The sequence below is a fragment of the Herbiconiux sp. genome (assembly GCF_023264895.1).
GTDB lineage: Bacteria > Actinomycetota > Actinomycetes > Actinomycetales > Microbacteriaceae > Herbiconiux.
Genome location: NZ_JAHFUY010000022.1, coordinates 22,017 through 43,318 on the forward strand (window position 1 = coordinate 22,017; position 21,302 = coordinate 43,318).

The following is a 21,302-nucleotide window of genomic DNA, read 5'->3' on the forward strand; positions in this document are numbered from 1 at the left end:
AGCGCTCGTATGCGCCCGCTCGCATGCGAGTCACAGCTCCCGCTGCGCGACCGCCACGGGCGCCCCGGCGAACTCGAGGAAGAGCCTCTCGTCGACCTCCGGCACGAATCCCGCGGCGTGCTGCACGGCCAGCACCGTGCCGTCGTCGAGCGCCACCGAGGTGCGCCGGAACGAGCCGAGGAAGCTCGTCGAGACGACCTCCGCCGCCAGCCCCGCCGCGCCGAATCGCAGATCCTCTGGGCGCACGAACGCCACCACGTCGCCCTCGGCCGCCGCCTGGTCGATGAGCGGGAGCCGCACCCCGCCCTCGAGCTCCACGACACCGCCCGACACCCGGCCCGGCAGCCGGTTGGTCTGCCCCACGAACTCGGCCACGAAGGCCGTCGCGGCACGCTCGTAGAGGTTCTCGGGCGTGCCGATCTGCTCGATCCGCCCCGCCCGCATCACGGCCACCCGGTCGGCCACCGCGAGGGCCTCCTCCTGGTCGTGCGTCACGAAGAGCGTCGTGATGCCGAACTCGCGCTGGATGCGCCGGATCTCCTCACGCAGCTGAACGCGCACCCGGGCGTCGAGCGCCGAGAGCGGCTCGTCGAGCAGCAGCACCCTGGGCTCGGTCACGAGCGCACGGGCGAGAGCGACGCGCTGCTGCTGCCCGCCCGAGAGCTCGTGCGCGTAGCGGCCGCCGAACCCGCCGAGGCCCACCATCTCGAGGGCGTCGCCCGCCCGTCGGCGCCGCTCGGCCGCGGGCACCTTGCGCATCCGCAGACCGAACTCGACGTTGGCGAGCGAGGTGAGGTGAGGGAACAGCGAGTACGACTGGAACACCATGCCGATGTCGCGGTGGCGCGCGGGGACCCCGGAGACGTCCTCGCCGTCGACGAGCACGGATCCTCCGGTGGCCGACTCGAGGCCCGCGAGCACCCGCAGGGCCGTGGTCTTGCCGCAGCCGCTCGGGCCGAGCAGGGCCACGAACTCCCCTGGTTCGATCACGAGGTCGATGCCGTCGAGGCCGCGGTGGCCGCCCGCGAACTCCTTCTCGATGGCGCGGAGCTCGACCCGGGCGCCCATCTGGGCAGGGGTCGTGGTCGTGGGTGTGGGCGACGTCGTGGTCATGAACGAACTTTCCTCTGAGTGCGCGGTCCCGCGCCGATGAATCCGATGCCGATGAGCAGCGCGAAGGCGAAGGCCAGGGCGAGCAGGGCGAAGATGATGGCCACGAACGGATCGGCCTTCGACACGATCACGAGCGCGGTCTGCAGGTTCACCCGGTTCAGGAGCGCCGCGATCGTGTACTCGCCGAGCACCACGGCCACCGAGATGAACGAGGCGGCGAGGAGGCCCCGCCGGATGTTCGGGACCACCACGCGGAGGAGAATGGTGAGCCAGCCCGCGCCGAGCGAGCGGGCCGCTTCGCTGAGGGTCACGACGTCGACCGCCCGGAGGTTGGCCTGGATGGCGCGGTAGGCGTAGGGCAGCACGAGGATGCCGTAGGCGAACGCGAGCGGCCAGACGCCGGAGCCTAAGATCCTTGCCACGACCGAGTAGACCGGCGCGAGCCCCACGACGAGCACGATGGCGGGGATCGTGATGGGCAGGAGGCACACGAACTCGAGCACGCGCTCGAGGGCGGGGAACCGGATGCGCACGAGCACCATGGTGGGAACGAGCAGCACGAGCATGATGAGCACCGTGACGACCGCGAGCAGGAGCGAGTTGGTGAGGCCGGTCAGCACGGGCTTGTACTCGCCCGTGAGGCCGTCGCCGCCGAACAGCTCGGCCCAGCGCGCGAGGTCGTAGCCGCCCTCGAGGCCGCGCCGCAGGGTGAACTCGATCATGGCCGCGATGGGCACGAGGAAGAGGCCGCCGATGACGACCACGATGATCCACCGGGTCAGCCGCGTGGGGCCAGGATGCACCTGGGGCAGCCCGCTCATCGCTGCCACCTCGCGGCGCGGCGCATGAGCAGCGAGTAGAGCGCCATCACGACCACCATCACCACGATCATGCCGAGGGCGAGGGCGCCGGCGAGGTTCTCCCGGCCGAGCACGGTCTCGCTCGTGAGGGCCGCGCGGATCTGCAGCGGCACGATCTGCGAGCCCTGGCTGGTGAGCGCCGCGGCGGTGGCGAACGAGGAGAACGCGTTGGCGAACAGCAGCAGCAGGCAGCCGACGAACGAGGGCAGCAGCACGGGCGCGCCGATGTGGCGCCAGTAGCCGAACCGGCTGCCGCCGAGCATCGCGGTGGCCTCGGCCCACTGCGGCTTCAGGCCCTCGAGGGCCGGCAGGAAGGTGATGATCATGAGCGGCACCTGGAAGTAGAGGTAGGGCAGGATGAGCCCCGGGGTGTCGTAGAGCCAGACGCCGTCGGCGAAGATGTCGGTGCCGAAGGTGTCGCGGAGCCAGAGGGTGACCATGCCCTGGATGCCGATGGTCGCGACGAACGCGAACGCGAGCATCACGCCGCCGAACTGGGCGAGCACGCCGCTCGCGGCGTCGACCACCGTGCGGAGGACGCCCGTCGGCTTCGCACCGATCAGGGCGTAGCAGAACAGCGCGCCCACGACCGCCCCGACCACGGCGGTGAGCGCCGAGAGCCAGAGCGAGTTGCCGAACGTGTTCAGCACCACCGGATCGCCGAGGGCGGCGAGGTTGGTCCAGGTGAAGGCGCCGTCGCCGTCGACGAGGCCCGTGCCGAGCGCGAGGAGGGTCGGCAGCGCGAGGAAGAGCAGGATGTAGGCCGTGAACGGCACGAGGCCGAGGACGCTGCCCGAGATCGGGGAGCGACCTCGGCGGGGCGCCCCCGGGCCCCGCGGCGGAGCGATGCCCGCCGCGGGGCTCAGGATGCGTTCGCTCACTGGACGGCGGCCGCCCACTTCTCGCCGAGCAGCGTCGAGGCCGCCTCGGCCTGAGCGGCGTCGGGCACGACGGTCTCGTCGGGGGTCTCGGGCAGTGCCGCGAAGAGCTCCTCGTCGATGGTGCCGGCCTCGGCCATGGCGTCGGCGCGCACGGGGCGGGCGCCGCCCTCGAGCCACAGGTTCTGCGCCTCGTCGCTGTAGAGGAACTCCTGCCACAGGCGCGCGGCGGCCGGGTTCGGTGCGTCGATGTTCACGGCCTGGTTGTAGTAGCCCGCGTAGCCGGTGCCGGGGAGGATGGCGACCTCCCAGTTGCGCTGGCCCTCGAGCTCGGCGCCGTAGCCCACGTTGAGGTAGTCCCAGTCGAAGACCACGGGGGTCTCACCGCTCGCGATGGTCGCGGGCGTCGGGTCGATCTTCACGAAGTTGCCGGCCTTGTTCAGCTCGGAGAAGAAGTCGATGCCGGCCTGGAAGTCGTCGACCGATCCACCGTTCTGCACGGCGGCGAGGCCCACCGCCGCGAACGCGGCGCCGGCCTGGGTCGGGTCGCCGTTGATCGCGACCTTGCCCTTGTAGTCGGCGCCGAGGAGGTCCTCGAGGCTCTCGGGGGCGGGAACGGCGTCGGGGTCGTAGCCGACGGCCATGTACCCGCCGTAGTCGCCCACCCAGAGGCCCGACTGCTCCTTGAGCGCATCCGGGATGTCGGCCCAGGTCTCGACCTGGTAGGGCGCGAACTGGTCGGTGTTGGCGAGAGCCACGGCCGCGCCCAGGTCGAAGACGTCGGGGGCGGTGTCCTGGCCGGCGAGGTTCTCGGCGGCCTGGATCTCCTCGGCGCTCGAGGCGTCGGGGCTGGCCTCGTTGATGGTGATCTCGGGGTACTTGGCGGCGAACGCGTCGAGCACGGCGCCGTAGTTGGCCCAGTCGCGCGGCAGCGCGATGACGTTGAGCGAGCCTTCGGCCTTGGCGGCCTCCTCGAGGGCTTCGAGCGAGCCGAAGTCGGCGAGGCTCGTGGCGGTGGCGGCGTCGACCGCTTCCGCGCCGGCGTCGGAGTCGGCGGACGCCTCGGCGGAGCAGCCGGTGAGGCCCAGGGCGACGGCTGCGACGACGGCGAGTCCCGTGATCGCGGTGCGCTTGGTGAACAAGTGATCCTCCAGGGTGTCGGCCACCGGCCGCCCGCGCTGTGAGCGGGCTGTTGCGATGCCGGGGTGCCGACCTCTGCAGGCTAAGGAGCGCGGGGGACGCTTCGCCGTCGCCGCCGTGAACCGGGCGTGAACGAGCGGTGTCGAGGATGTCGGGGGCGCCGGGTAGGGTCTGGAGCCATGGTCGACACGATTTCAGCGGCACTGGCGCGGCGGATCGCCCTGGCGGCCCAGGGGTTCGGGGCGCGCCCGAGCGCGGGCCCCGGCACCCGCCAGTTCAATCTCTTGCTGCGCCGGCTCGCGCTGCTGCAGATCGACTCGGTGAACGTCTACGAGCGCAGCCACTACCAGCCGGTGTTCGCGCGGCTCGGGCACTACGACAAGTCGGTGCTCGACGCCGTGACCTACGGCAAGGGGGTGACGGAGTACTGGGCGCACGAGGCGTCGTTCCTGCCGGTCGAGACGCTGCCGCTGATGGCGTGGCGGAAGAACGACTACCGCGACCGGTTCGCCGCCCGCACCGACGAGTGGAGCACGACCGAGCAGGCCAACGCCTCGATGATCGAGTGGCTGCGCGCCGAGCTGGCCGCGAAGGGGCCGATGCGCGCGAGCGAGATCGAGCACGACTCCAACCGCCGCCAGGGGCCGTGGTGGGGCTGGTCGGAGGTCAAACGAGGGCTCGAGACGATGTTCCGGGTGGGCGACGTGGTCTCGGCCGGCCGGGTGCGGTTCGAGCGGGTCTACGCGCTGCCCGAGCATGTGCTGCCCGCCTCGGTGCTCGGTGTGGAGGTGCCCCGGGAGGAGGCGGTGCGGCAGCTGATGTCGATGTCGGCGAGGGCGCACGGCATCGGAACGCTGAAGGACTTCGCCGACTACTTCCGGCTGAAGACGGTCGACGCCCTGCCCGCGGTGCTCTCGCTGGTGGAGGAGGGCGAGCTCGTGCCGGTGGAGGTGGAGGGCTGGTCGAAGCCCGCCTGGCTGCACCGGGATGCCCGCCGGCCGCGCCGGATCGAGGCCGAGGCGCTGCTCTCGCCGTTCGACCCCGTGGTGTGGGAGCGCTCGCGCACCGAGCGGCTCTTCGACTTCCACTACCGCATCGAGATCTACACGCCCGAGCCCAAGCGCGTCTACGGCTACTACACGCTCCCGGTGCTCATCGACGACCGCCTCCCGGCCCGCATCGACCTCAAGAGCGACCGCCAGTCCGGCGTCCTCCGCGTGCAGTCCGCCTGGGCCGAGCCCGGCCTCCTCCCCGACGACGTCCCCCGCATAGCGTCCCTCCTCCGCCGAGCCGCCGCCTGGCAGAAGCTCCCCGCCCCCATCCACGTCACCGGCAAAGGCACCCTCGCCCCCGCCCTGGCAGCAGAACTAGCCCGCGCCTAAAATCCCCCACCCATCGTGCGCAACCGCTCGATCCGCTCCGGCAGCGGCGGGTGGGTGACGAAGAGCTTGTCCATGAAGCCGGGCTTCATGGGGTCGGAGATCCACATGTGCGACATCGACGACGACTGGCGGAGCATGGGGCGGCCGTAGGCGGCGAGCTTCTCGAGGGCGCTCGCGAGCGCATCCGGGTGCCGGGTGGTCATGGCGCCCGTGGCATCCGCGAGGTACTCGCGCTGGCGGGAGACGGCGAGCTGCACCGCGGTGGCGATGAGGGGTGCGATCAGCAGCGCCACGAGCCCGAAGATCATCATGATCGGGTTGGAGTTGTTGTTGCCCCGGCCGAAGAGGGTGAGCCGCAGCAGCATGTCGGCCACGAACCCCACGGCCACCACGAGCCCGAACACGATCATCGAGACGCGGATGTCGTAGTTCTTGACGTGGCCGAGCTCGTGCGCCATGACGCCCTCGAGCTCCGAGTCGTCCATGATGGCGAGGAGGCCGGTGGTGGCGGCCACGACGGCGTGCTCCGGATCGCGACCGGTCGCGAACGCGTTCGGCGCCGGGTCGTCGATGATGTAGACCTTCGGCATCGGCATCCCCGTGGCGATGGTGAGGTTCTCGACCACGCGGTACAGCCGCGGGTTGTCGCGCTTCTCGATCTGCCGGGCGCCGCTCATGGTGAGCGCCTGGCCGCTCGCGGCGAAGTACTGGATGAGCGCGTACACGGCGGCCACCACGACCGTCACGATCACGATCGTGAGGTTGCCGTAGACGTAGCTTGCGAGCCAGCCGAGACCGCCGATGAACAGCAGGAACAGCGCGATGATGAAGACCGTGTTGCGCTTGTTCTTGGCTATGGCGCGATACATGGACCGGTTCTAGAACTGCACGCGAGGCGGCTCGGCGATGGCCGCGACGTCGGAGACCTCGAAGAACTCGCGCTCGGAGAAGCCGAGGCGGCGCGCGAAGACGTTGTTGGGGAACTGCTGGACCTTGGTGTTGAGCTCCCGCACGCCCCCATTGTAGAAGCGGCGCGACGCCTGCACCTTGTCCTCGGTGTCGACGATCTCGGCCTGCAGCTGCAGGAAGTTCTGGCTGGCCTGGAGCTGGGGGTAGGCCTCCGCCACGGCGAAGATGCTCTTGAGCGCCTGCTGCATGTGGTTCTCGGCCACCGACGCCTCCGCCGGGCCCTGCGCGCCGAGGGTCTCGGCACGGGCCTTCGTGACGTTCTCGAAGACGGCCTTCTCGTGCGCCGCGTAGCCCTTGACCGACTCGATCAGGTTGGGCAGCAGATCGGCGCGGCGCTTCAGCTGCACCGTGATGTCGCTCCACGCCTCGTCGACGCGCACCTTCAGGGAGACGAGCGAGTTGTAGGTCGCCCAGAGGTAGATGCCGATGATCGCTGCGATCACGACGACGATGATTACCGGGATCAGCCATTCCATGGCCCCGAGTATAGCGAGCCGACGGTTGTCGTTCAGGGGCCGCGGGTGCTCTCCCAGCTACCGCGACTCGGCAAGCAGCCGGAACCAGCGGTACGAGTCCTTCGGCGTGCGGGTGAAGTCGTCGAAGTCGACGTGCACGAGCCCGAACCGCTGCGTGTAGCCGGCGGCCCACTCGAAGTTGTCGAGCAGCGACCAGGCGAAGTAGCCCCTCAGGTCGATCCCGGAGGCCGCGCCCCCGCCGCTCACGGCCCGGACCGCGGCGTCGAGGTGCTCGGCCAGGTAGTCGATCCGGCGCCCGTCGGCCACGAAGGGGGTGCCGTCGTCCTCGGCGAGCTCGACCAGGTCGGGGAAGCTCGCGCCGTTCTCGGTGATGTAGACGGGCGGCAGCAGCGATCCGTAGCGCTCGGCGAGCTCTTCGAGCGCCGTGCCGAGGAACTCCGGCGCGATGGGCCAGCCGAAGCCCGTGCGGTCGAAATCGGGCCAGGGCGCGAGATGGAACGGCAGCTTCGCCATGGCCGACGACTCGCCGTCGGGCGTCGCCGATCCGCCCGAGCCCGCGGCGATCCGGGTGGGCATGTAGTAGTTGAGGCCGTAGAAGTCGAGCGGCTGCGCGATGATCGCGAGGTCGGCCGGGTCGGCCTCGGTGAGCGCGTCGAACAGCGCGGCGAAGCCCTCGGGCGGCTCCGGGTAGTGGCCGAGCAGCACCGGATCGGCGAAGATCCGGTTGTGCAGCAGGTCGAACAGTCCCGCGAACACCACGTCGGGCTCGTCGGCTGTGGCCGGCACCACCGGGGAGTGCACGTTGACGATGCCGACCCCGCCCCGCACATCCGCCGCCCGGAGGGCCTGCACGGCCACGCCGTGACCGAGCAGCAGCTGATGGGCGGCGGGCAGCGCGTTGAACAGGCGCGTGGCCCCCGGCGCGTGCACGCCGAGCGCGTAGCCCTGGAGGGTGACGGTGGCGGGCTCATTGATCGTGGCCCAATGTCCGATGCGGTCGCCGAACTCCTCCCCCAGCGCGAAGGCGAGGTCGCCGAAGCGGAGGGCTGTGTCGCGGTTGAACCAGCCGCCGGGCAGGGCCGTCGGGGTGTCCCAGTGGAACAGGGTGGCGAACGTCTGCACCCCGGCACCGTCGAGCGCGTCGAGCAGGCGGCGGTAGAAGTCGAGCCCCTCCTGCCGGAGGGCGCCCTTGCCCTCGGGCTGCAGCCGCGGCCACGAGAACGAGAAGCGGTAGGCGTCGGCGCCGAGGTCGCGCAGCAGCTCCACGTCCTCCGGATAGCGGTGCAGGTGGTCGGCCGCCCGGTCGGCCGTCGAGCCGTCGAGGATGCGGCCGCGCTGGGCGGTGAACGCATCCCACACCGACTCGCCCCGGCCGCCCTCGTGGGTGGCACCCTCGATCTGGAAGGCGCTCGTGGCGGTGCCGAGCACGAAGCCCTCGGGCAGCCGGCCGGCGAGATCGCGCGCGAACTCGCGGCGCTCCTCGGGTGATCGCACGCTCACTCCCCCAGCACGCGGTCGAGGTAGGCGTTCGTGAACAGCCGCTCCGGATCCGCGGCGTCGCGGAGGGCGACGAACTCGGCGTGCCGCGGGTACAGCTCCGCCAGCTGCGCGGCCGACTTGCTGTGCAGCTTGCCCCAGTGGGGCCGGCCGTGGTGCCTGTCCATGATCTCCTCGACGGCTTCGAAGTACTCGGTGTGGTCTTCGCGATGGTACCGGTGCACGGCGAGGTAGCCGGTCTCGCGGCCCGAGGCGGTCGAGAGCCAGAGGTCGTCGGCCGCAGCCGACCGCACCTCCACGGGGAACGAGATGCGCCAGCCGCGCTCGGTGATGAGGGCGTCGACCGCGCGGAGCGCCTCGGGCACGGCGGCCGCCGGCAGCGCGTACTCCTGCTCGCGGAAGCGCACCGTGCGGGAGGCCGTGAACACGCGGTGCGAGTGGTCGGTGAAGCGCCGGTTCGACCAGAGCCGCTCGGCGAGGGCGTTGACGCGGGGCACGACGGCCGGCACGGCGCTCCCGGCGGCGCAGGTCAGCCGGTAGAGGCCGTTGGCCATGAGCGTGTCGTCGAGGAACGCCCGGCCGCGCCCGAGCGGCGCCAGCGGTGCGTCGGCCGGCAGGCGCGTGTTCGTCTTGGTGGCGGCGCTCCGGGTGCCGGGGAACCAGTAGAACTCGAAGTGGTCGGCGGCGGCGTGCCGCTCGGCCAGGTGCGCGAGCACGTCGTCGAGCGCCTCCTGCTCCTCGACCGCGGCGAGCGCGAAGGCGGGCACGCACTGCAGGGTGACCTCCACGATCACCCCGAGGGCGCCGAGCGAGAGGGCGACGGCCGGGAGGAGCTCGGGCTCGTTCTGCTCGTCGATGCGGCGGAGCTCCCCCTCGGCGGTCACGAGGGTGACGCCCACCACCTGGGTGGCGATGCCGCCGAACCGCTCCCCCGTGCCGTGGGTGCCGGTGGAGATCGCGCCCGCGATGGACTGCCGGTCGATGTCGCCCATGTTCGCGAGGGCGAGCTCGTAGGGCCGCAGCAGCTGCGGCAGCTGGTGCAGTCGGGTGCCGCCGAGCAGGGTCACCCGCCCGCGCTCACGGTCGACCGCGACGATCCCGCTGAGGTCGTCGAGCTCGAGCAGCACCCCCGTGGCCACCGCGATGCCCGTGAAGCTGTGGCCGGCGCCGACGGCCTTCACCCGGAGCCCTGAGCGCGCGGCGGCGGTGACGGCGCGCTGCACGGCGCCGATGCTCGCCGGGCGCTCCACCCGCACGGGCTTGACCTTCTCGGTGCGTGCCCAGTTGCGCCACACCCCGTTGGCGGCTGTCACAGGAAGGCCTGCCCCTCGCCGCGGTAGGTCGGCACGACGTCGACCACGGCGCCGTCCTCGACAACCGCGAACTCGTTCACGTGCTCCGAGAGCTCGCCCGACTTCGTGTGCCGCAGCCACACCCGGTCGCCCGCTCGGAGGCCCGCCGCACCGCGCCCGGAGAGCGGCGTCTGCACCTCGCCCGCCATCTCGCGGGCCTGCATCGTCGTGCCCTTCGGCCAGACGATCTCGGGCAGGCGGTCGGGTGCCGGCGGGCCGGAGGCGATCCAGCCCCCGCCGAGGAGCGTGGCCATGTCGGGCCGCGGCTTCCGCACGACCGGCAGCGCGAACGCGGCCGCCGGGGCGGGGCGGAACCGGGAGTAGGTGTCGAAGAGGTGACCGCCCAGGAGGCCGGAGCCCGCGGCGATCTCGGTGACCGAGGCGTCGGCGCTCGTCGACTCGAGCGAGCCCGTGCCGCCCCCGTTCACGAACTCCAGCGGCGCGAGCGACCGCACCGCCGCCACGACCTCGCCCCGGCGGCCGGCGAGCTCGGCGATCGAGCCCTTCTGCATCAGGTCGATCGCGCGCGCCATCGCGCGGCGGGCGATCGGATTGCCGCCGGGGCGGTTGCCGACGCCCGCGATCTGCGACTCGTAGGCCATCAGCCCCACGAGGTCGAAGCCGGGGCGCCGCATGATCTCGCGGGCGAGGGCGGTCGCGTCGTCGACGGTGGCGACGGGAGACCGCCAGACGCCGAGCCGCCCAAGGGCCGGAGCGGTGTAGGCCGAGTCGAGCTCGATCGCCACCCGGAGGGCGGGGCGGGCAGCGGCAGGGGCACCGCCGGCGGCCACGGAACCGGCAAGGGCCGCGTCGATGAGATCGAGGTGCGCGACCGAGTCGACCATGAGCGTGATCGTCGACGCGAACTCCTCGTCGGCGGCGAGAGCCCTGAGGGCAGCGCGGTCGACCGTGGGGTAGCCCACCACGATGTCGAGCGGATGCGCGGTCGCGGGCGCACGGCCGGCCGGGTCGTCGGCGGCCCGCCTCGCGCGCTCGGCCAGCCACAGCGCCTCGGGGAGCGTGTAGGCGAGGATGCCGGCGTATCCCGGCAGCGCGAGCACCGCATCCTGAACGGCGCGCACCCGCACCGACTTGCTCGCCACCCGGATCGGCTTGCCTCCGGCGCGCTGAAGCATCGACCGCGCGTTGTGCACGAGGGCCTCGAGGCCGATCACGGCCACGGGGGGCTCGAGGTCGGCGGTGGCGGCGGTGAGACCGCGCCAGTAGCGCTGCTCGTCGCGCCAGGCATCCGGATGCGCGAGGTGGCGGGTGAGATCGAGCGCCGTCGTCGCCGTCATCGCACGCTCCGCACCCGCGACACCGCGAGGGCGCCCGCGAAGCCGAAGATCGCCGAGACGAGGAAGAGGCCGGTGAAGCCGCCCACCCAGGTCACGACGGCGGCGCCGACGAGCGGGGCGACGGCCTGGGGAACGGCGGTGGCGATGTTCATGATGCCGAGGTCCTTTCCGCGGGAGGCGGGATCGGGGAGCACTTGGGTGGCGAGGGCCTGGTCGACCGAGAGGAACGAGCCGTAGCCGAGGCCGAGGAGGGCCGCCGCGACCATCGTGACGGTGAGGTCGGGCACGAAGGCGAGCAGCAGGGCGGCGAGGGCCTGCAGCACGGCGGCGGCGAGCACGAACACACGGCGGCGGGCCAGGCGGTCGGAGAGTGCGCCCGCGATCATCGAGGCGAGCACCACGAAGACCGTGTAGATGACGATGAGCACGAGCAGGTCGTCCTCGGCGTTCGGGTCGTTGAGGCCGAACATCAGGAAGTAGAGCAGGAGCGTGGTGCCGAGGGCGTTGCCGATGTTGACGAGCACGCGGCTGAGGAGGGTCCAGCCGAAGTCGGGGTGCGCGCGGGGACTCACCCAGAAGCCCTCCACGAGGGAGCGGAGGGTGAGGGGCGGGAGGCCTCCCCGGCCGGCCGCCGTGTCGGGAACCCACAGGCAGAAGGGCGCGACGAGCACGACGAGGAGGACGGCCATCGCGGTGTAGCCGAGGAACTGGCCGGTGAAGAGGGCGGTGGCGAGCAGCACGCCGAGGATGAGACCGACGGCCTGGGGTGCCGAGATGAAGCTCGACGCGAAACCGCGCTGGCCCACGGGGACCTGGTCGGAGATGAGGGCTGTGAGGGCGGCGGAGAGCACGCAGAAGCCGATGATGGCGAGGCTCCAGAAGACGCCCACGAGCACGAGGTCGTGCTGCAGGCCGAGGAGCACGAGCGAGGCGGCGAAGAGCAGGGTGCCGCCGGCGATCCAGGGGCGGCGGCGGCCGAAGCGGGAGGTCGTGCGGTCGGAGAGCGCACCCGTGAGGGGGAAGGTGAGCAGGGCGAAGGCGCCCGCGATGGCCGAGATCACGCCGAAGGCCACCACGGAGTCCGTCCAGTGCGCGGTGGTGAGCTGCGCCTCGACCTGGAGCGGCAGGAGGAGCTGCACGGGGGTGAGCTGCGCCATCCAGACGCCGAGCCACGCGGTGCCGAAGAGGGCGATCCAGGCGCCGCCGACCCGGCGGACGGGTTCGGCGGTGGGGTTCGCGGATGCGGCGGGGTTCGCGGATGCGGTGGTGTTTCCGGATGCGGCGGGGTTCCCGGATGCGGCGGGGTCGGCGGGGCCGGGGCCGGTGGGGTGGGTCATGCTACGGTCACCGCCTCGGCCGCGAGGGCACGGGCCGCGAACGCGAGCGCGGCGTCGGCGCGCTCGTCGGCGGCGGCGGTGGCGGCGGCGGCCGGGCTGCCGGTGGGATCCGTGGTGGCGACGGTGGCCATGATCGGAGTGGCAGTGCGGACGCCTGCGGTGGTGGTGGTGGCGTCGGCGGTAGCGGCTTCGGTCGTGGGGGCGACGGTGGCGTCTTCGGCGGTGGCGGTGGAGGTGGGCGCGGCGGCGGTGTCGGCGAGCCAGGCGAGGGTGATGCCGTCGGTGAGGGCGACCAGGTGGGCGGCGGTCTGGTCGGTGCCGGCCGGCCACGCGCATCCGCTTCGGGCCGCCGCTTCGGCGAGGGCCTCCGCGGCGAGGCGGCGATAACGGGCGTACTGGCGGGCGGCGAGCGGCTGCATGCCCTCGGTGCGCATGGCGTACTGGGTGAGCTCGAACATAGCGCGCTCCCGGGCCGGGTCGGCGCGCACGCCGTCGAAGTAGCGGCGGAGCCCCGCGGCGAGGATCTCCTCGAGGGTGCTCCCGGCCCCAGGATCGAGCTCGAGGGCCGTCGCCTCCGCACCCACCACCTGCTCCACGAGCTCGCCGAGCAGCTCCTCGCGCGAAGCGAACGCGTAGTGGAAGCTGGCGAGCTTCATGTCGGCCTCGTCGACGATGGCGCGGGTGGTGGCGGCCGCGACACCGCCGCGGGCGATCACGGCGAAGGCGGCGGCGAGCAGGCGCTCGCGGCGCTCGGCGACGGGCAGGCGCGACATCGTCCCCCTCGTGTCGGCAGATGTGGGTCAGTTGACCCAGTTGCGTCAGTATGCGGCAGGGCGGGTCGCGAGTCCATGCCCCGCCTCCGAATTCCCTCAGAAAGGCCGACGGGTCTTGGTTCGCACCGCCCGCTCTGGCTCAATGGTGTGAGGTGTCGGGATCGCAGAGCAGGCGGGGAGAGGCGGCGTCGCGCACGCGTGACGTCGTGTCCGGTCGATCCCGCGCTCAGGTGGGAGCCCACCCCCGCATCGCCCTGATGGTCTTGCGCTCCAGGGTCTCGCGTTCCGTCGCGCCGCTGGTCCTGGCCCTCGTCGGCGTCATCCTGCTCGGCCCCCTGTGGTCGGTGCCGTCGGCGGCCACAGCCGCCTCACCGGCCTCGTCGGTCAACGCCGCCGCTCCGGGGCTGGAGGCGCCGGCCCCCGCGCCCGCTCCCGCCCCCGCGCCGAGCGACGCCGAGGAGGGGCCCACGAGCAGCCCGGACATCACCGCCCCTCCCACGTCGCCGCCCACCAGCACCCCCGCACCCGACCTGGCGCCCGCGGCCATTACCTCCCCCGCCGACGGCGACCTCCTCGACGGCGCCACGACCGTCGCGGGCACGGCGGAGCCCGGATCCACTGTGCAGATCAAGCTCGGCGGGGCGGCCGAGCCCGTCTGCATCGTCACCGCCGACGCATCCGGGGCCTTCGCCTGCGACATCTCGGGCCTCGCGAGCTCCCCCTCCACCACGGTGCGCGCGGTCGCCCTCACCGCGGGAACCGCCCCCACCGAGGCCTCGGTCACCGTGCGGGTGCTCACGGCGCCCGTCGTCTCCGGAGGCCCGCGCGGATCGCTCACGAACGGCGTCGTGCTCGGCTCGGCCTACCCCGGCGCGAGCGTGACCGCCGTCACCGGTCCCTTCGAGTGCACGGCCACCGCCGACCCCTCGGGCGCCTGGACCTGCCCCCTCGGCGGCGGCATCACCGACGGCGAGCACCTCGTCTCGGCCACCCAGTCCACGAGCTGGAGCGGCGGCGCCTCCGCCGCGAGCGCGGCCGTCGCGGTGCAGGTCGATGGGACCGTGCCCTCCGCACCCGTGCTGCAGTCGCCCGCCGACCCCGGCACGCTGCCCGCGACGGGCGCGGTCTTCAGCGGTCTCGGCGAAGACGGGGCCACGGTCTCGGTCTTCGCGGGCGCTCACGTGCTGTGCGAGACGGTCGTCTCCGGCGGCGCCTGGTCGTGCCAGGCGAGCACCGTGCCCGCGGGCACCTACAACCTCGCCGTGCTGCAGCAGGATGCGGCGGGCAACGTGAGCGTGCAGTCGGGCGCCCTCGTGATGACGTTCTCGGCCTCGGCGCCGAACCCGGCCGCCACCCCCGGAGCGACTCCCGTTCCCGGCCCCTCCGCGACCTCCCCGGGCTCCGCCGCCCCCGCGCCCGGTGCCGAGAGCTCTCCCGACGCCCCGGGTGCCGAGTCCGGCTCGCCGCCGGAATCCGGCACCGGATCGGGCGGACGCCCGGGTGGCGGCTCCGCGGGCCCCGGCGCGGTGGCTCCGATACCTGACGGCTGGGCCGACGGCACGCTCTTCTCGGCCTCCCTGCAGCCCGCGTTCGGCTCCGCCGCGGCACCGCTCTGGTGGGTGGCGCTGGCCATGGCCGGGGCCGCACTGCTGCTGCTGGTGCTCCCCGCCCGCCTGCTCGAGAAGGCCGTCCGCGGCCCCCGCGTGGCGGAGGTCACCGCCGGTTCCGGCTCGCTAGGTGCGACGGATGCGCGGGGCTCGGTCGGTGCCACCGGAAGCGGCCCACGGCACGCCCTCACCTCCGTCGTCTCCCCCGGCGCCTCGGCCACGGCCCCGAGAGGCGCCGCCGTCCCGCCCACCGCCGCATCGTCGTCCGCATCGTCGTCCGCATCGTCGGCCGCGTCAGCGCTCGGGTGGCTGACGGGCCGCAACCGCTCGCGCGACGAGTTCGAGCGCGCACCGGAGGTGCGCGTCCACCGCTGGGTCTCACGCGCGGCCGCCCTGCTCGCCTCGGCGGCGATCGTGACGCTGTCCGGCCCCGTCGCCGGGGAGCCCGCCTACCTGCGGCTCTACCTCGCCGTCGTCGCGGCGGTGGTCGTGGTGAACGCGGCCGCCACCGTGCTGCCTGCCGTGATCGCGCGCGCCGCGTTCGGCATCCGCTCGACGCCCCGGCTGCGGCCGGCCCTGCTGCTCGTCTCGGTCGCATTCGCGCTCGTGTCGCGCGTGGCGGGGATCGAGCCCGCCCTCGTGTTCGGGCTCGTCGCCGCCCTGACCCTTGCCGCGCCCGCCACCTCCAGCCCCGCCCGCACCTCCGCCCACAGCTCCGCCCACCGTTCCGCCCGCAGCGAGCGCGCGACGCGGGGGCGGCTGGCGACCGTGCAGCTCGTCGTGCTGCTCCTCGTAGGCGGAGCCGCGTGGGCCGCCGCCGGCCTCGTCACCGCGAGCCTCGCCGCCGACGGCGCCCCGGGCTTCTGGGTCGTCGCCGCCTCCGAGCTGCTGCACACGATCGTGCTCGCCGCCTTCGGCTCGGCGTCGCTGCTGCTCGTGCCGGTGGGGCGCACGAGCGGGCGCCGCATCCTCGACTGGTCGCCCGCCCTCTGGCTCCTGCTCGCCCTCGTCTCGTTCACCTCGCTCACGATGCTCTTCGTGCCCTCGCTCGCGGCCTCCGCGGGTAAAGGAGGCGTCCTGCCGCTCGCACTCGTGGCCCTCGGCTTCTCAGCGCTCTGCGTCTCGGTGTGGGTCTGGCAGCGCTTCGTCGCGTCGGCGACCGACGACGACTGAGCGGACTCGACTGCGACCGCGGATGCGGCGGATACGGCTGCGGCCGCGGCCCACCGGCCTGTATGACGAAATCTGACACCCGGCATCCGCTCACCGCTCCCCTCCGCGACCGATCGTCTTAGGATCGCCGTATGACGAACGCGCAGACCTCACCCGACGACCGCGATCGCAGCCGCGAGACCGACGACGCCGGCACCGCTCCCACCGAGCACCAACTCACCGAGCACCACTTCACCGAGTCGGTGACCCCCGACGAGTTCAAGGCGGCGTTCCGCAACCACCCCGCCGGAGTCGCCGTCATCACCGCCGATGCCGGCGACGGCCCCGTGGCCCTCACGGCCACGAGCGTCTTCTCCGTGAGCGTCGCCCCTCCGCTCCTGGTCTTCTCGGTCTCCGAGCTCTCGTCCTCCACCCCCACCATCCGCCGCGCCGAGACCGTGGTGGTGCACCTGCTCGGAGCCGCACAGATCGACATCGCCAAGCTCGGGGCCACGAGCGGCATCGACCGCTTCGCCGACACCTCCATCTGGGAGCGCCTCCCCACGGGTGAGCCGCACTTCCCGGCCGCGCACGCGTGGATCCGCGGCCGCGTGGTGAACACGATGGACGCCGGGGGTTCGACGGTCGTCGCCGTGCAGGCGCTCGAGACCCACGCGCCGCCCGCGGGCGACCCGTCGGCCGATGCCCGCGAAGCCGAGCCGCTCGTCTACCACAACCGCACCTGGCACCGCCTCGGCGACCACTCCAAGATCGACTGACGACCGCTTACGCGGCCACGCCGGCCGCCTCCCGGTTCAGAACCGCACAGGTCGCGGCATCCGCCCTCTCACAGGGCCTGGATGCCGCGACCTCTGCGGTTCTGAACGCCGATCGTGCGGACAACGCCACACGTCGCGCCGATCGGCCCCGAATGGGGCTCGGTGGGCGCGACGTGTGGCGTTGTCCGCAGAACGCGGCGCTCAGCCGTGCTGGGCGCGAAGGCGCGGCAGGATTTCCTCGCCGTAGAGCTCGATGAAGCGCGCCTGGTCGGCACCCGGCCCGTGGAACACGAGGTGCCGGAAGCCCAGCGCGATGTACTCGTTGATGCGCTCGACGTGCTCATCCGGATCCGTCGACACGATCCACCGGGAGGCCGCCCGCTCGATCGGCAGCGCGTCGGCGAGGCGCTGCATCTCCATCGGATCCTCGACGCCCATCTTCTCCTCGGGCGTGAGGGCGAGCGGAGCCCAGTAGCGGGTGTCCTGGAGGGCGCGCTCGCGATCGTGGTCGAACGAGACCTTCATCTCCATGAGGGTGTCGACCTCGCCCTCGGCGCGGCCGCCCTTCTCGATGCCCTCATCGAGGGCCGGCAGCAGCGTCTCGGTGTAGAGCTCGCGCTTCTTGCCGGAGGTGGTGATGAAGCCGTCCGCGATCCGGCCCGCCAGTCGCGTGGCGGCGGGCCCCGAGGCGCCGATGTAGATCGGCACGGGGGTCTCGGGGCGGTCGTAGATGGTGGCGTTCTCGGTGCGGTAGAACTGGCCGTCGAAGGTCACGCGCTCCTCGCTCCAGAGCCGCTCGATCAGCTGAATGGCCTCCTTGAGGCGGGCGAACCGCTCCTTCACCTCGGGCCACGGGATGCCGAGGGCGACCTCGTTGAGGGCCTCGCCGGTGCCGACACCCAGGATGACGCGCCCCGGGAAGAGCGACCCGAGCGTGCCGAAGGCCTGAGCGATGACGCCGGGGTGGTAGCGGAACGTGGGGGTGAGCACGCTCGTGCCCATGATGATCGTCGAGGTGCGGGCGCCGAGCGCACCGAGCCACGGCATCGCGGCGGGCGCGTGGCCGCCTTCGTGGTTCCAGGGCTGCAGGTGGTCGGAGACGAAGATCGAGTCGAAGCCGGCCTGCTCGGCGAGCACGCCGTACTCCAGGAGCTCCCCGGGCCCGAACTGCTCAGCCGACGCCTTGTACCCGAACCGGATGGGAGTGCTCATGCCTGTGGTCGCCCTTCGCTCCGCGCCGACGATCGGCCCGGACGTCCATTCTAGTGACGACGGCCCGGTCAGCTCCGGATGAGCGCGACCGCCTCATCGAAGCTCTTCACGGGCGTCATCAGCAGGCCGACATCGTGAGCCAGGTGCTCCGCCGACCCGTTCGACACGACGATCACCCGGGCGTCGGCGAGCCTGCAGACCCGGATCTTGTAGTTGATGGAGACGCGCTCCCCCTCGCGCTGCTGCACGATCACGACGTCCGGCGGGAACGCCGGGTCGGTGAGCATCTGCCCGAGCGAGCCGGCCGCGATCCGCAGGTCGACCCCGGGCACGCGCGAGAGCACCTCGGCTCGCTCGGCCAGAACCCCGGCGTCGGCGTCGAACAGGCCCACGGTGGTGTGCGCGCCGCCGGTCCCGGTGGCGCGCACCGTCGCATTGCTCATCATCGAGGCCTCTCGGGTCGTCGGTCGTCATCCCGACCCCCTCAACCTACGACGATACCGGCGCCGCTGCACTACCGAGACCCTACGGAGGGCCTGCCCGCTCCCCGTTCGAGTGTCCGGGGGTGCCGTTAGGGTCGGCTTGCGCGGGCCGGCGCGAGGAGGAAGTCCACCACCCGAGAGGAACACCCGTTGCCCGACTGGCGCCCTGTGCAGAGCATCCTGCCGATCGAGTTCTACTACCCCCGGCCCGGCACGAAGGAGCCGTTCGCCATCATCCGCTGGGTCGACCTGCGGCTCGAGGGCGAACCGGTGTCGCGCTGGCGCGCGGTCACCTACCAGGAGCCGCGCCGCCTCATCGGCGACGGCTACTACCAGGAGCTCGACGACGCGGCCACGGCCTGCCACCGCCTCGCCATCACCTCCACCGTGCCCGCCGTGCTCGACGTGCAGCGGCGGTGAGCCCGGGGCAGCAATGGGAATACCCCCCGTCGGGCCGCTACCCCCACGCAGCGACCCGACGAGGATGCTGGGTGTTCGGAGCCGGCATCCGATCGGATTGGTCGTTCCGTTCGAGACGTGCCGCTCGGCTCACCGGGGAGTACTTTTGCGAGCGGATGGGGGTTCCGCGTGGGGTAAGGGCCCCCATCCACTCGTCGTCCAGCGGCCGGGTCGACGAGGTGGAACCGAGAGGGCAGTGACGCTCATCGATGTGGGGGAATCGACGCGCGCCACTGCCCCGTCTGAGGGTCGACCCGAGGTCCGGGACGCGAGGGTGCCAGTGTACGTCCGTCCGGCGTAGGTTCGTGCTCATGGGGGATCAGAACGTGCCGGAGCGCGGCGCGAAGGACTGGCTCGACGTCGTCGCGCCCGTGAAGAAGGGCGCGATCCGTGAGGCCGCGGGCGGCCTGTTCCTGCTGGCCGTGGTCTCGATTGGGGTCAGCGTGTGGATGCTCGCCACGCAGCCCTTCTGGGAACTGAGCTGGCGGCTCCCGATCCCCGCCGGGATCCTGGGCATCCTGGGGATCGTCATCGGCGTCTGGTTCGCCCTCCTGGGAGCGAACCTGCTGCGCCGCACGCGGAAGTACACGCGATGAAGAACGGGTCGAAGGCCGCCCTCGGATGGATCGCGGCTCTTCTGTTCGTCCTGGTGGCGGGCCTGGCCCTCGCGTCCCGCTTCGGCGTCTGGGGGTAGGGCCTCCGGCTGCCTCGCTGGGCACGCGGTACCCCCAGAGGGATTCGAACCCTCACTGAAACGATTTTAAGTCGTCTGCCTCTGCCGGTTGGGCTATGGGGGCGGGTGCTTCATGGTACCCGGGCGCACACGACTGCGCCGCGCATTCGGGCCCCGGGGGGGGGCGGATGCGCGGCGCAGGTGGTGGAGCGGCTACTCGCCGGCGGGCGACGACTTCGCGGCGGCCTTGGCGCGCGGCTTCGAAGCGGCCTTCGCCTTGGCCGGGGCAGCGGACCCGCCCGATGCGGCGGGCGACGGGGCAGGAGCGTTGTCCGGCGACTCGGGTGCCGAGTCGGTGGCGGCCACACCGTTGACCGCAGCCGTGGCGGCGGGCTCCGACGAGTGCGAGCCGGGGAGCTCGGGGTTGCCGGGCGCCGCGCTCGACTTCGCGGTCGTGGGCGCCGCGGCTCCAGCAGGGACCGGAGTGCCGGCCGCCTTCACCGCAGGCGTCGACGCGGTGGCCGTGGAGACCTTCGGTCGCGCCGCGAACTCCTCGAACGCCGCACGCGGCTTCACGCGGGCCTCGAGCGACACGTTGTCGCGGCCGAGGAAGAAGTTGTGGATCCAGCCCCAGATGACGCGGATCTTGCGCTCCCACGACGGCATCGCGAGACCGTGGTAGCCGCGGTGCGCGAACCAGGCCAGGAGACCCTTGAGCGCGATCTTGCCCGACTGGAACACGCCGATGCCGAGACCGAGGCCCGCGACCGCTCCCATGTTCTTGTGGACGTAGTCCTTGACGCCCTCGCCGCGGAGCGACGCCACGATGTTCTTCGAGAGCAGCTTGCCCTGGCGCACCGCGTGCTGGGCGTTGGGCACGCAGAAGCCGCCCACTCCGCCACCGGTGAGGTCGGGCACGGCCGCCACGTCGCCGGCGCCCCAGGCGCCCTCGACGATCCCGTCGTCGCCCTCGACCCGCAGGTCGGCGCGCACGCGCAGGCGCCCGCGCTCCTCGATCGGGAGGCCGTAGTGCTTGATGTCGGGGGTCGCCATGACACCGGCGGTCCAGATGATGACGTCGCTCTCGAACGACTCGCCGGTGGAGAGCTCCACCACGCCGTCGACGGCCGACTTGAGCTGCGTGTCGAGGTGCACCTGGGCCCCGCGCTCCGCGAGGTTGTTGATGACCCAGAGCGAGGTGGGCAGGCTCACCTCCGGCATGATCCGGCCCATGGCCTCGATCAGGTGGAAGTGGGTGTCTTCGAACGCGATCTCGGGGTAGCTCTTGATGAGCGCCGAGACGAACGAGCGGAGCTCGGCGAAGACCTCGATGCCGGCGAAGCCGCCACCGACCACGACGACCGTGAGCAGGCGCGTGCGCTCCGGCCCGGGAGGCATCGTGGCGGCCTTGTCGAAGTTCGTGAGGATGCGGTCGCGGATGGCGGTCGCCTCCTCGATCGTCTTCAGCCCGATCGCGTTGTCGGCGACACCCGGGATCGGGAACGTGCGCGACACGGCACCGGCCGTGACGACGATCTGGTCGTACGACTCCTCCCACGGCTCACCGAGCTCGGGGGTGATCGTGGCGGTCTTCGCGGCGTGGTCGACAGCGGTGACCTTCGCGGCGACGACGCGCGTCTTCTTGAGGTGACGGCGGAGACCGACCACGGCGTGACGCGGCTCGATCGACCCGGCGGCCACCTCGGGGAGGAAGGGCTGGTACGTCATGTACGGCAGCGGGTCGACGACCGTGACCTCGGCCTCGCCGGAACGGAGCCATTTCTCGAGCTTCCACGCGGTGTAGAAACCGGCGTAGCCGCCGCCGACGATCAGAATTTTGGGCACGATGAAACGATCTCCTCA

Annotated in this window: 19 protein-coding genes and 1 tRNA gene; 5 read left to right on the plus strand and 15 right to left on the minus strand. The window is 72.2% G+C overall.

The window, feature by feature from the left end; genetic code table 11:
* Nucleotides 1-30: 30 nt before the first annotated feature.
* The 4 genes from Q0D57_RS04330 to Q0D57_RS04345 all read right to left on the minus strand — a co-directional run bounded on the left by Q0D57_RS04330 (nucleotide 31) and on the right by Q0D57_RS04345 (nucleotide 3,993).
* A complete protein-coding gene (locus Q0D57_RS04330; RefSeq protein ID WP_291038716.1) occupies nucleotides 31-1,113 on the minus strand; it encodes an ABC transporter ATP-binding protein in 1,083 nt (360 codons plus the stop codon).
* The gene (locus Q0D57_RS04335) at nucleotides 1,110-1,934 is read right to left on the minus strand and encodes an ABC transporter permease subunit (protein WP_291038720.1); all 825 of its coding nucleotides are present in this window, start codon (nucleotides 1,932-1,934) and stop codon (nucleotides 1,110-1,112) included. The genes Q0D57_RS04330 and Q0D57_RS04335 overlap by 4 nt, the downstream gene beginning before the upstream one ends.
* On the minus strand, nucleotides 1,931-2,773 hold the full coding sequence (locus Q0D57_RS04340) for an ABC transporter permease (protein ID WP_291038881.1): 843 nt from the start codon (nucleotides 2,771-2,773) through the stop codon (nucleotides 1,931-1,933). Before Q0D57_RS04340 ends, Q0D57_RS04335 begins: the two co-directional genes overlap by 4 nt.
* A 77-nt stretch (nucleotides 2,774-2,850) precedes the next feature.
* A complete protein-coding gene (locus Q0D57_RS04345) occupies nucleotides 2,851-3,993 on the minus strand; it encodes an ABC transporter substrate-binding protein (protein ID WP_291038723.1) in 1,143 nt (380 codons plus the stop codon).
* A gap of 177 nt (nucleotides 3,994-4,170) precedes the next feature.
* Here Q0D57_RS04345 and Q0D57_RS04350 point away from each other — a divergent pair, with 177 nt between their 5' ends.
* The gene (locus Q0D57_RS04350; protein ID WP_291038726.1) at nucleotides 4,171-5,373 is read left to right on the plus strand and encodes a crosslink repair DNA glycosylase YcaQ family protein; all 1,203 of its coding nucleotides are present in this window, start codon (nucleotides 4,171-4,173) and stop codon (nucleotides 5,371-5,373) included.
* Here Q0D57_RS04350 and Q0D57_RS04355 read toward each other — a convergent pair.
* The 7 genes from Q0D57_RS04355 to Q0D57_RS04385 are packed head-to-tail and all read right to left on the minus strand — an operon-like array spanning nucleotide 5,370 to nucleotide 13,075.
* On the minus strand, nucleotides 5,370-6,242 hold the full coding sequence (locus Q0D57_RS04355) for a M48 family metallopeptidase (RefSeq protein ID WP_291038737.1): 873 nt from the start codon (nucleotides 6,240-6,242) through the stop codon (nucleotides 5,370-5,372). The two genes, Q0D57_RS04350 and Q0D57_RS04355, sit on opposite strands and share 4 nt — an antisense overlap.
* A 9-nt stretch (nucleotides 6,243-6,251) precedes the next feature.
* Nucleotides 6,252-6,818 (minus strand): LemA family protein, encoded by a 567-nt coding sequence (locus Q0D57_RS04360; RefSeq protein WP_291038738.1) that lies wholly within the window; start codon nucleotides 6,816-6,818, stop codon nucleotides 6,252-6,254.
* 57 nt (nucleotides 6,819-6,875) lie between these two features.
* Nucleotides 6,876-8,312, minus strand: coding sequence for a GH1 family beta-glucosidase (locus tag Q0D57_RS04365; RefSeq protein WP_291038739.1), 1,437 nt, complete (start codon nucleotides 8,310-8,312; stop codon nucleotides 6,876-6,878).
* 2 nt (nucleotides 8,313-8,314) lie between these two features.
* Nucleotides 8,315-9,628 (minus strand): D-arabinono-1,4-lactone oxidase, encoded by a 1,314-nt coding sequence (locus Q0D57_RS04370; RefSeq protein WP_291038740.1) that lies wholly within the window; start codon nucleotides 9,626-9,628, stop codon nucleotides 8,315-8,317.
* A complete protein-coding gene (locus Q0D57_RS04375; RefSeq protein ID WP_291038742.1) occupies nucleotides 9,625-10,965 on the minus strand; it encodes an alanine racemase in 1,341 nt (446 codons plus the stop codon). Before Q0D57_RS04375 ends, Q0D57_RS04370 begins: the two co-directional genes overlap by 4 nt.
* A complete protein-coding gene (locus Q0D57_RS04380; protein WP_291038743.1) occupies nucleotides 10,962-12,302 on the minus strand; it encodes an MFS transporter in 1,341 nt (446 codons plus the stop codon). The genes Q0D57_RS04375 and Q0D57_RS04380 overlap by 4 nt, the downstream gene beginning before the upstream one ends.
* A complete protein-coding gene (locus Q0D57_RS04385) occupies nucleotides 12,299-13,075 on the minus strand; it encodes a TetR family transcriptional regulator C-terminal domain-containing protein (RefSeq protein WP_291038745.1) in 777 nt (258 codons plus the stop codon). Before Q0D57_RS04385 ends, Q0D57_RS04380 begins: the two co-directional genes overlap by 4 nt.
* Nucleotides 13,076-13,332: 257 nt before the next feature.
* Here Q0D57_RS04385 and Q0D57_RS04390 point away from each other — a divergent pair, with 257 nt between their 5' ends.
* Together Q0D57_RS04390 and Q0D57_RS04395 are read left to right on the plus strand one after the other, a co-directional pair.
* On the plus strand, nucleotides 13,333-15,855 hold the full coding sequence (locus tag Q0D57_RS04390; RefSeq protein WP_291038747.1) for an Ig-like domain-containing protein: 2,523 nt from the start codon (nucleotides 13,333-13,335) through the stop codon (nucleotides 15,853-15,855).
* A gap of 131 nt (nucleotides 15,856-15,986) precedes the next feature.
* Complete coding sequence (locus Q0D57_RS04395) at nucleotides 15,987-16,613, plus strand: flavin reductase family protein (RefSeq protein WP_291038749.1); 627 nt, start codon at nucleotides 15,987-15,989, stop codon at nucleotides 16,611-16,613.
* Between the two features lie 201 nt (nucleotides 16,614-16,814).
* Here Q0D57_RS04395 and fgd read toward each other — a convergent pair whose 3' ends face one another.
* Both fgd and Q0D57_RS04405 read right to left on the minus strand, forming a co-directional pair.
* On the minus strand, nucleotides 16,815-17,825 hold the full coding sequence (fgd, locus tag Q0D57_RS04400) for a glucose-6-phosphate dehydrogenase (coenzyme-F420) (RefSeq protein ID WP_291038752.1): 1,011 nt from the start codon (nucleotides 17,823-17,825) through the stop codon (nucleotides 16,815-16,817).
* A 68-nt stretch (nucleotides 17,826-17,893) separates the two neighbouring features.
* A complete protein-coding gene (locus Q0D57_RS04405) occupies nucleotides 17,894-18,268 on the minus strand; it encodes a hypothetical protein (RefSeq protein ID WP_291038755.1) in 375 nt (124 codons plus the stop codon).
* 189 nt (nucleotides 18,269-18,457) lie between these two features.
* On the opposite strand from Q0D57_RS04405, the gene Q0D57_RS04410 reads away from it, so the two are divergent.
* Complete coding sequence (locus Q0D57_RS04410; protein WP_291038759.1) at nucleotides 18,458-18,727, plus strand: hypothetical protein; 270 nt, start codon at nucleotides 18,458-18,460, stop codon at nucleotides 18,725-18,727.
* Nucleotides 18,728-19,077: 350 nt separating this feature from the next.
* Nucleotides 19,078-19,362, plus strand: a complete 285-nt coding sequence (locus Q0D57_RS04415; RefSeq protein WP_291038762.1) for a hypothetical protein — start codon at nucleotides 19,078-19,080, stop codon at nucleotides 19,360-19,362.
* Between the two features lie 127 nt (nucleotides 19,363-19,489).
* On the opposite strand, the gene Q0D57_RS04420 is transcribed toward Q0D57_RS04415, so the two are convergent.
* Both Q0D57_RS04420 and Q0D57_RS04425 read right to left on the minus strand, forming a co-directional pair.
* A tRNA-Leu gene (locus Q0D57_RS04420) sits at nucleotides 19,490-19,563 on the minus strand.
* Nucleotides 19,564-19,652: 89 nt separating this feature from the next.
* Nucleotides 19,653-21,284 (minus strand): FAD-dependent oxidoreductase, encoded by a 1,632-nt coding sequence (locus Q0D57_RS04425; protein WP_291038765.1) that lies wholly within the window; start codon nucleotides 21,282-21,284, stop codon nucleotides 19,653-19,655.
* Nucleotides 21,285-21,302: the final 18 nt, after the last annotated feature.

Coding starts and splice junctions, on each gene's coding strand:
- Q0D57_RS04330 (WP_291038716.1), bottom strand. CDS start 1,113: ATGACCACGACGTCGCCCACACCCACGACCACGACCCCTGCCCAGATG.
- Q0D57_RS04335 (WP_291038720.1), bottom strand. CDS start 1,934: ATGAGCGGGCTGCCCCAGGTGCATCCTGGCCCCACGCGGCTGACCCGG.
- Q0D57_RS04350 (WP_291038726.1), top strand. CDS start 4,171: ATGGTCGACACGATTTCAGCGGCACTGGCGCGGCGGATCGCCCTGGCG.
- Q0D57_RS04355 (WP_291038737.1), bottom strand. CDS start 6,242: ATGTATCGCGCCATAGCCAAGAACAAGCGCAACACGGTCTTCATCATC.
- Q0D57_RS04360 (WP_291038738.1), bottom strand. CDS start 6,818: ATGGAATGGCTGATCCCGGTAATCATCGTCGTCGTGATCGCAGCGATC.
- Q0D57_RS04375 (WP_291038742.1), bottom strand. CDS start 10,965: ATGACGGCGACGACGGCGCTCGATCTCACCCGCCACCTCGCGCATCCG.
- Q0D57_RS04380 (WP_291038743.1), bottom strand. CDS start 12,302: ATGACCCACCCCACCGGCCCCGGCCCCGCCGACCCCGCCGCATCCGGG.
- Q0D57_RS04385 (WP_291038745.1), bottom strand. CDS start 13,075: ATGTCGCGCCTGCCCGTCGCCGAGCGCCGCGAGCGCCTGCTCGCCGCC.
- Q0D57_RS04390 (WP_291038747.1), top strand. CDS start 13,333: ATGGTCTTGCGCTCCAGGGTCTCGCGTTCCGTCGCGCCGCTGGTCCTG.
- Q0D57_RS04395 (WP_291038749.1), top strand. CDS start 15,987: ATGACGAACGCGCAGACCTCACCCGACGACCGCGATCGCAGCCGCGAG.
- fgd (WP_291038752.1), bottom strand. CDS start 17,825: ATGAGCACTCCCATCCGGTTCGGGTACAAGGCGTCGGCTGAGCAGTTC.
- Q0D57_RS04405 (WP_291038755.1), bottom strand. CDS start 18,268: ATGAGCAATGCGACGGTGCGCGCCACCGGGACCGGCGGCGCGCACACC.
- Q0D57_RS04415 (WP_291038762.1), top strand. CDS start 19,078: ATGGGGGATCAGAACGTGCCGGAGCGCGGCGCGAAGGACTGGCTCGAC.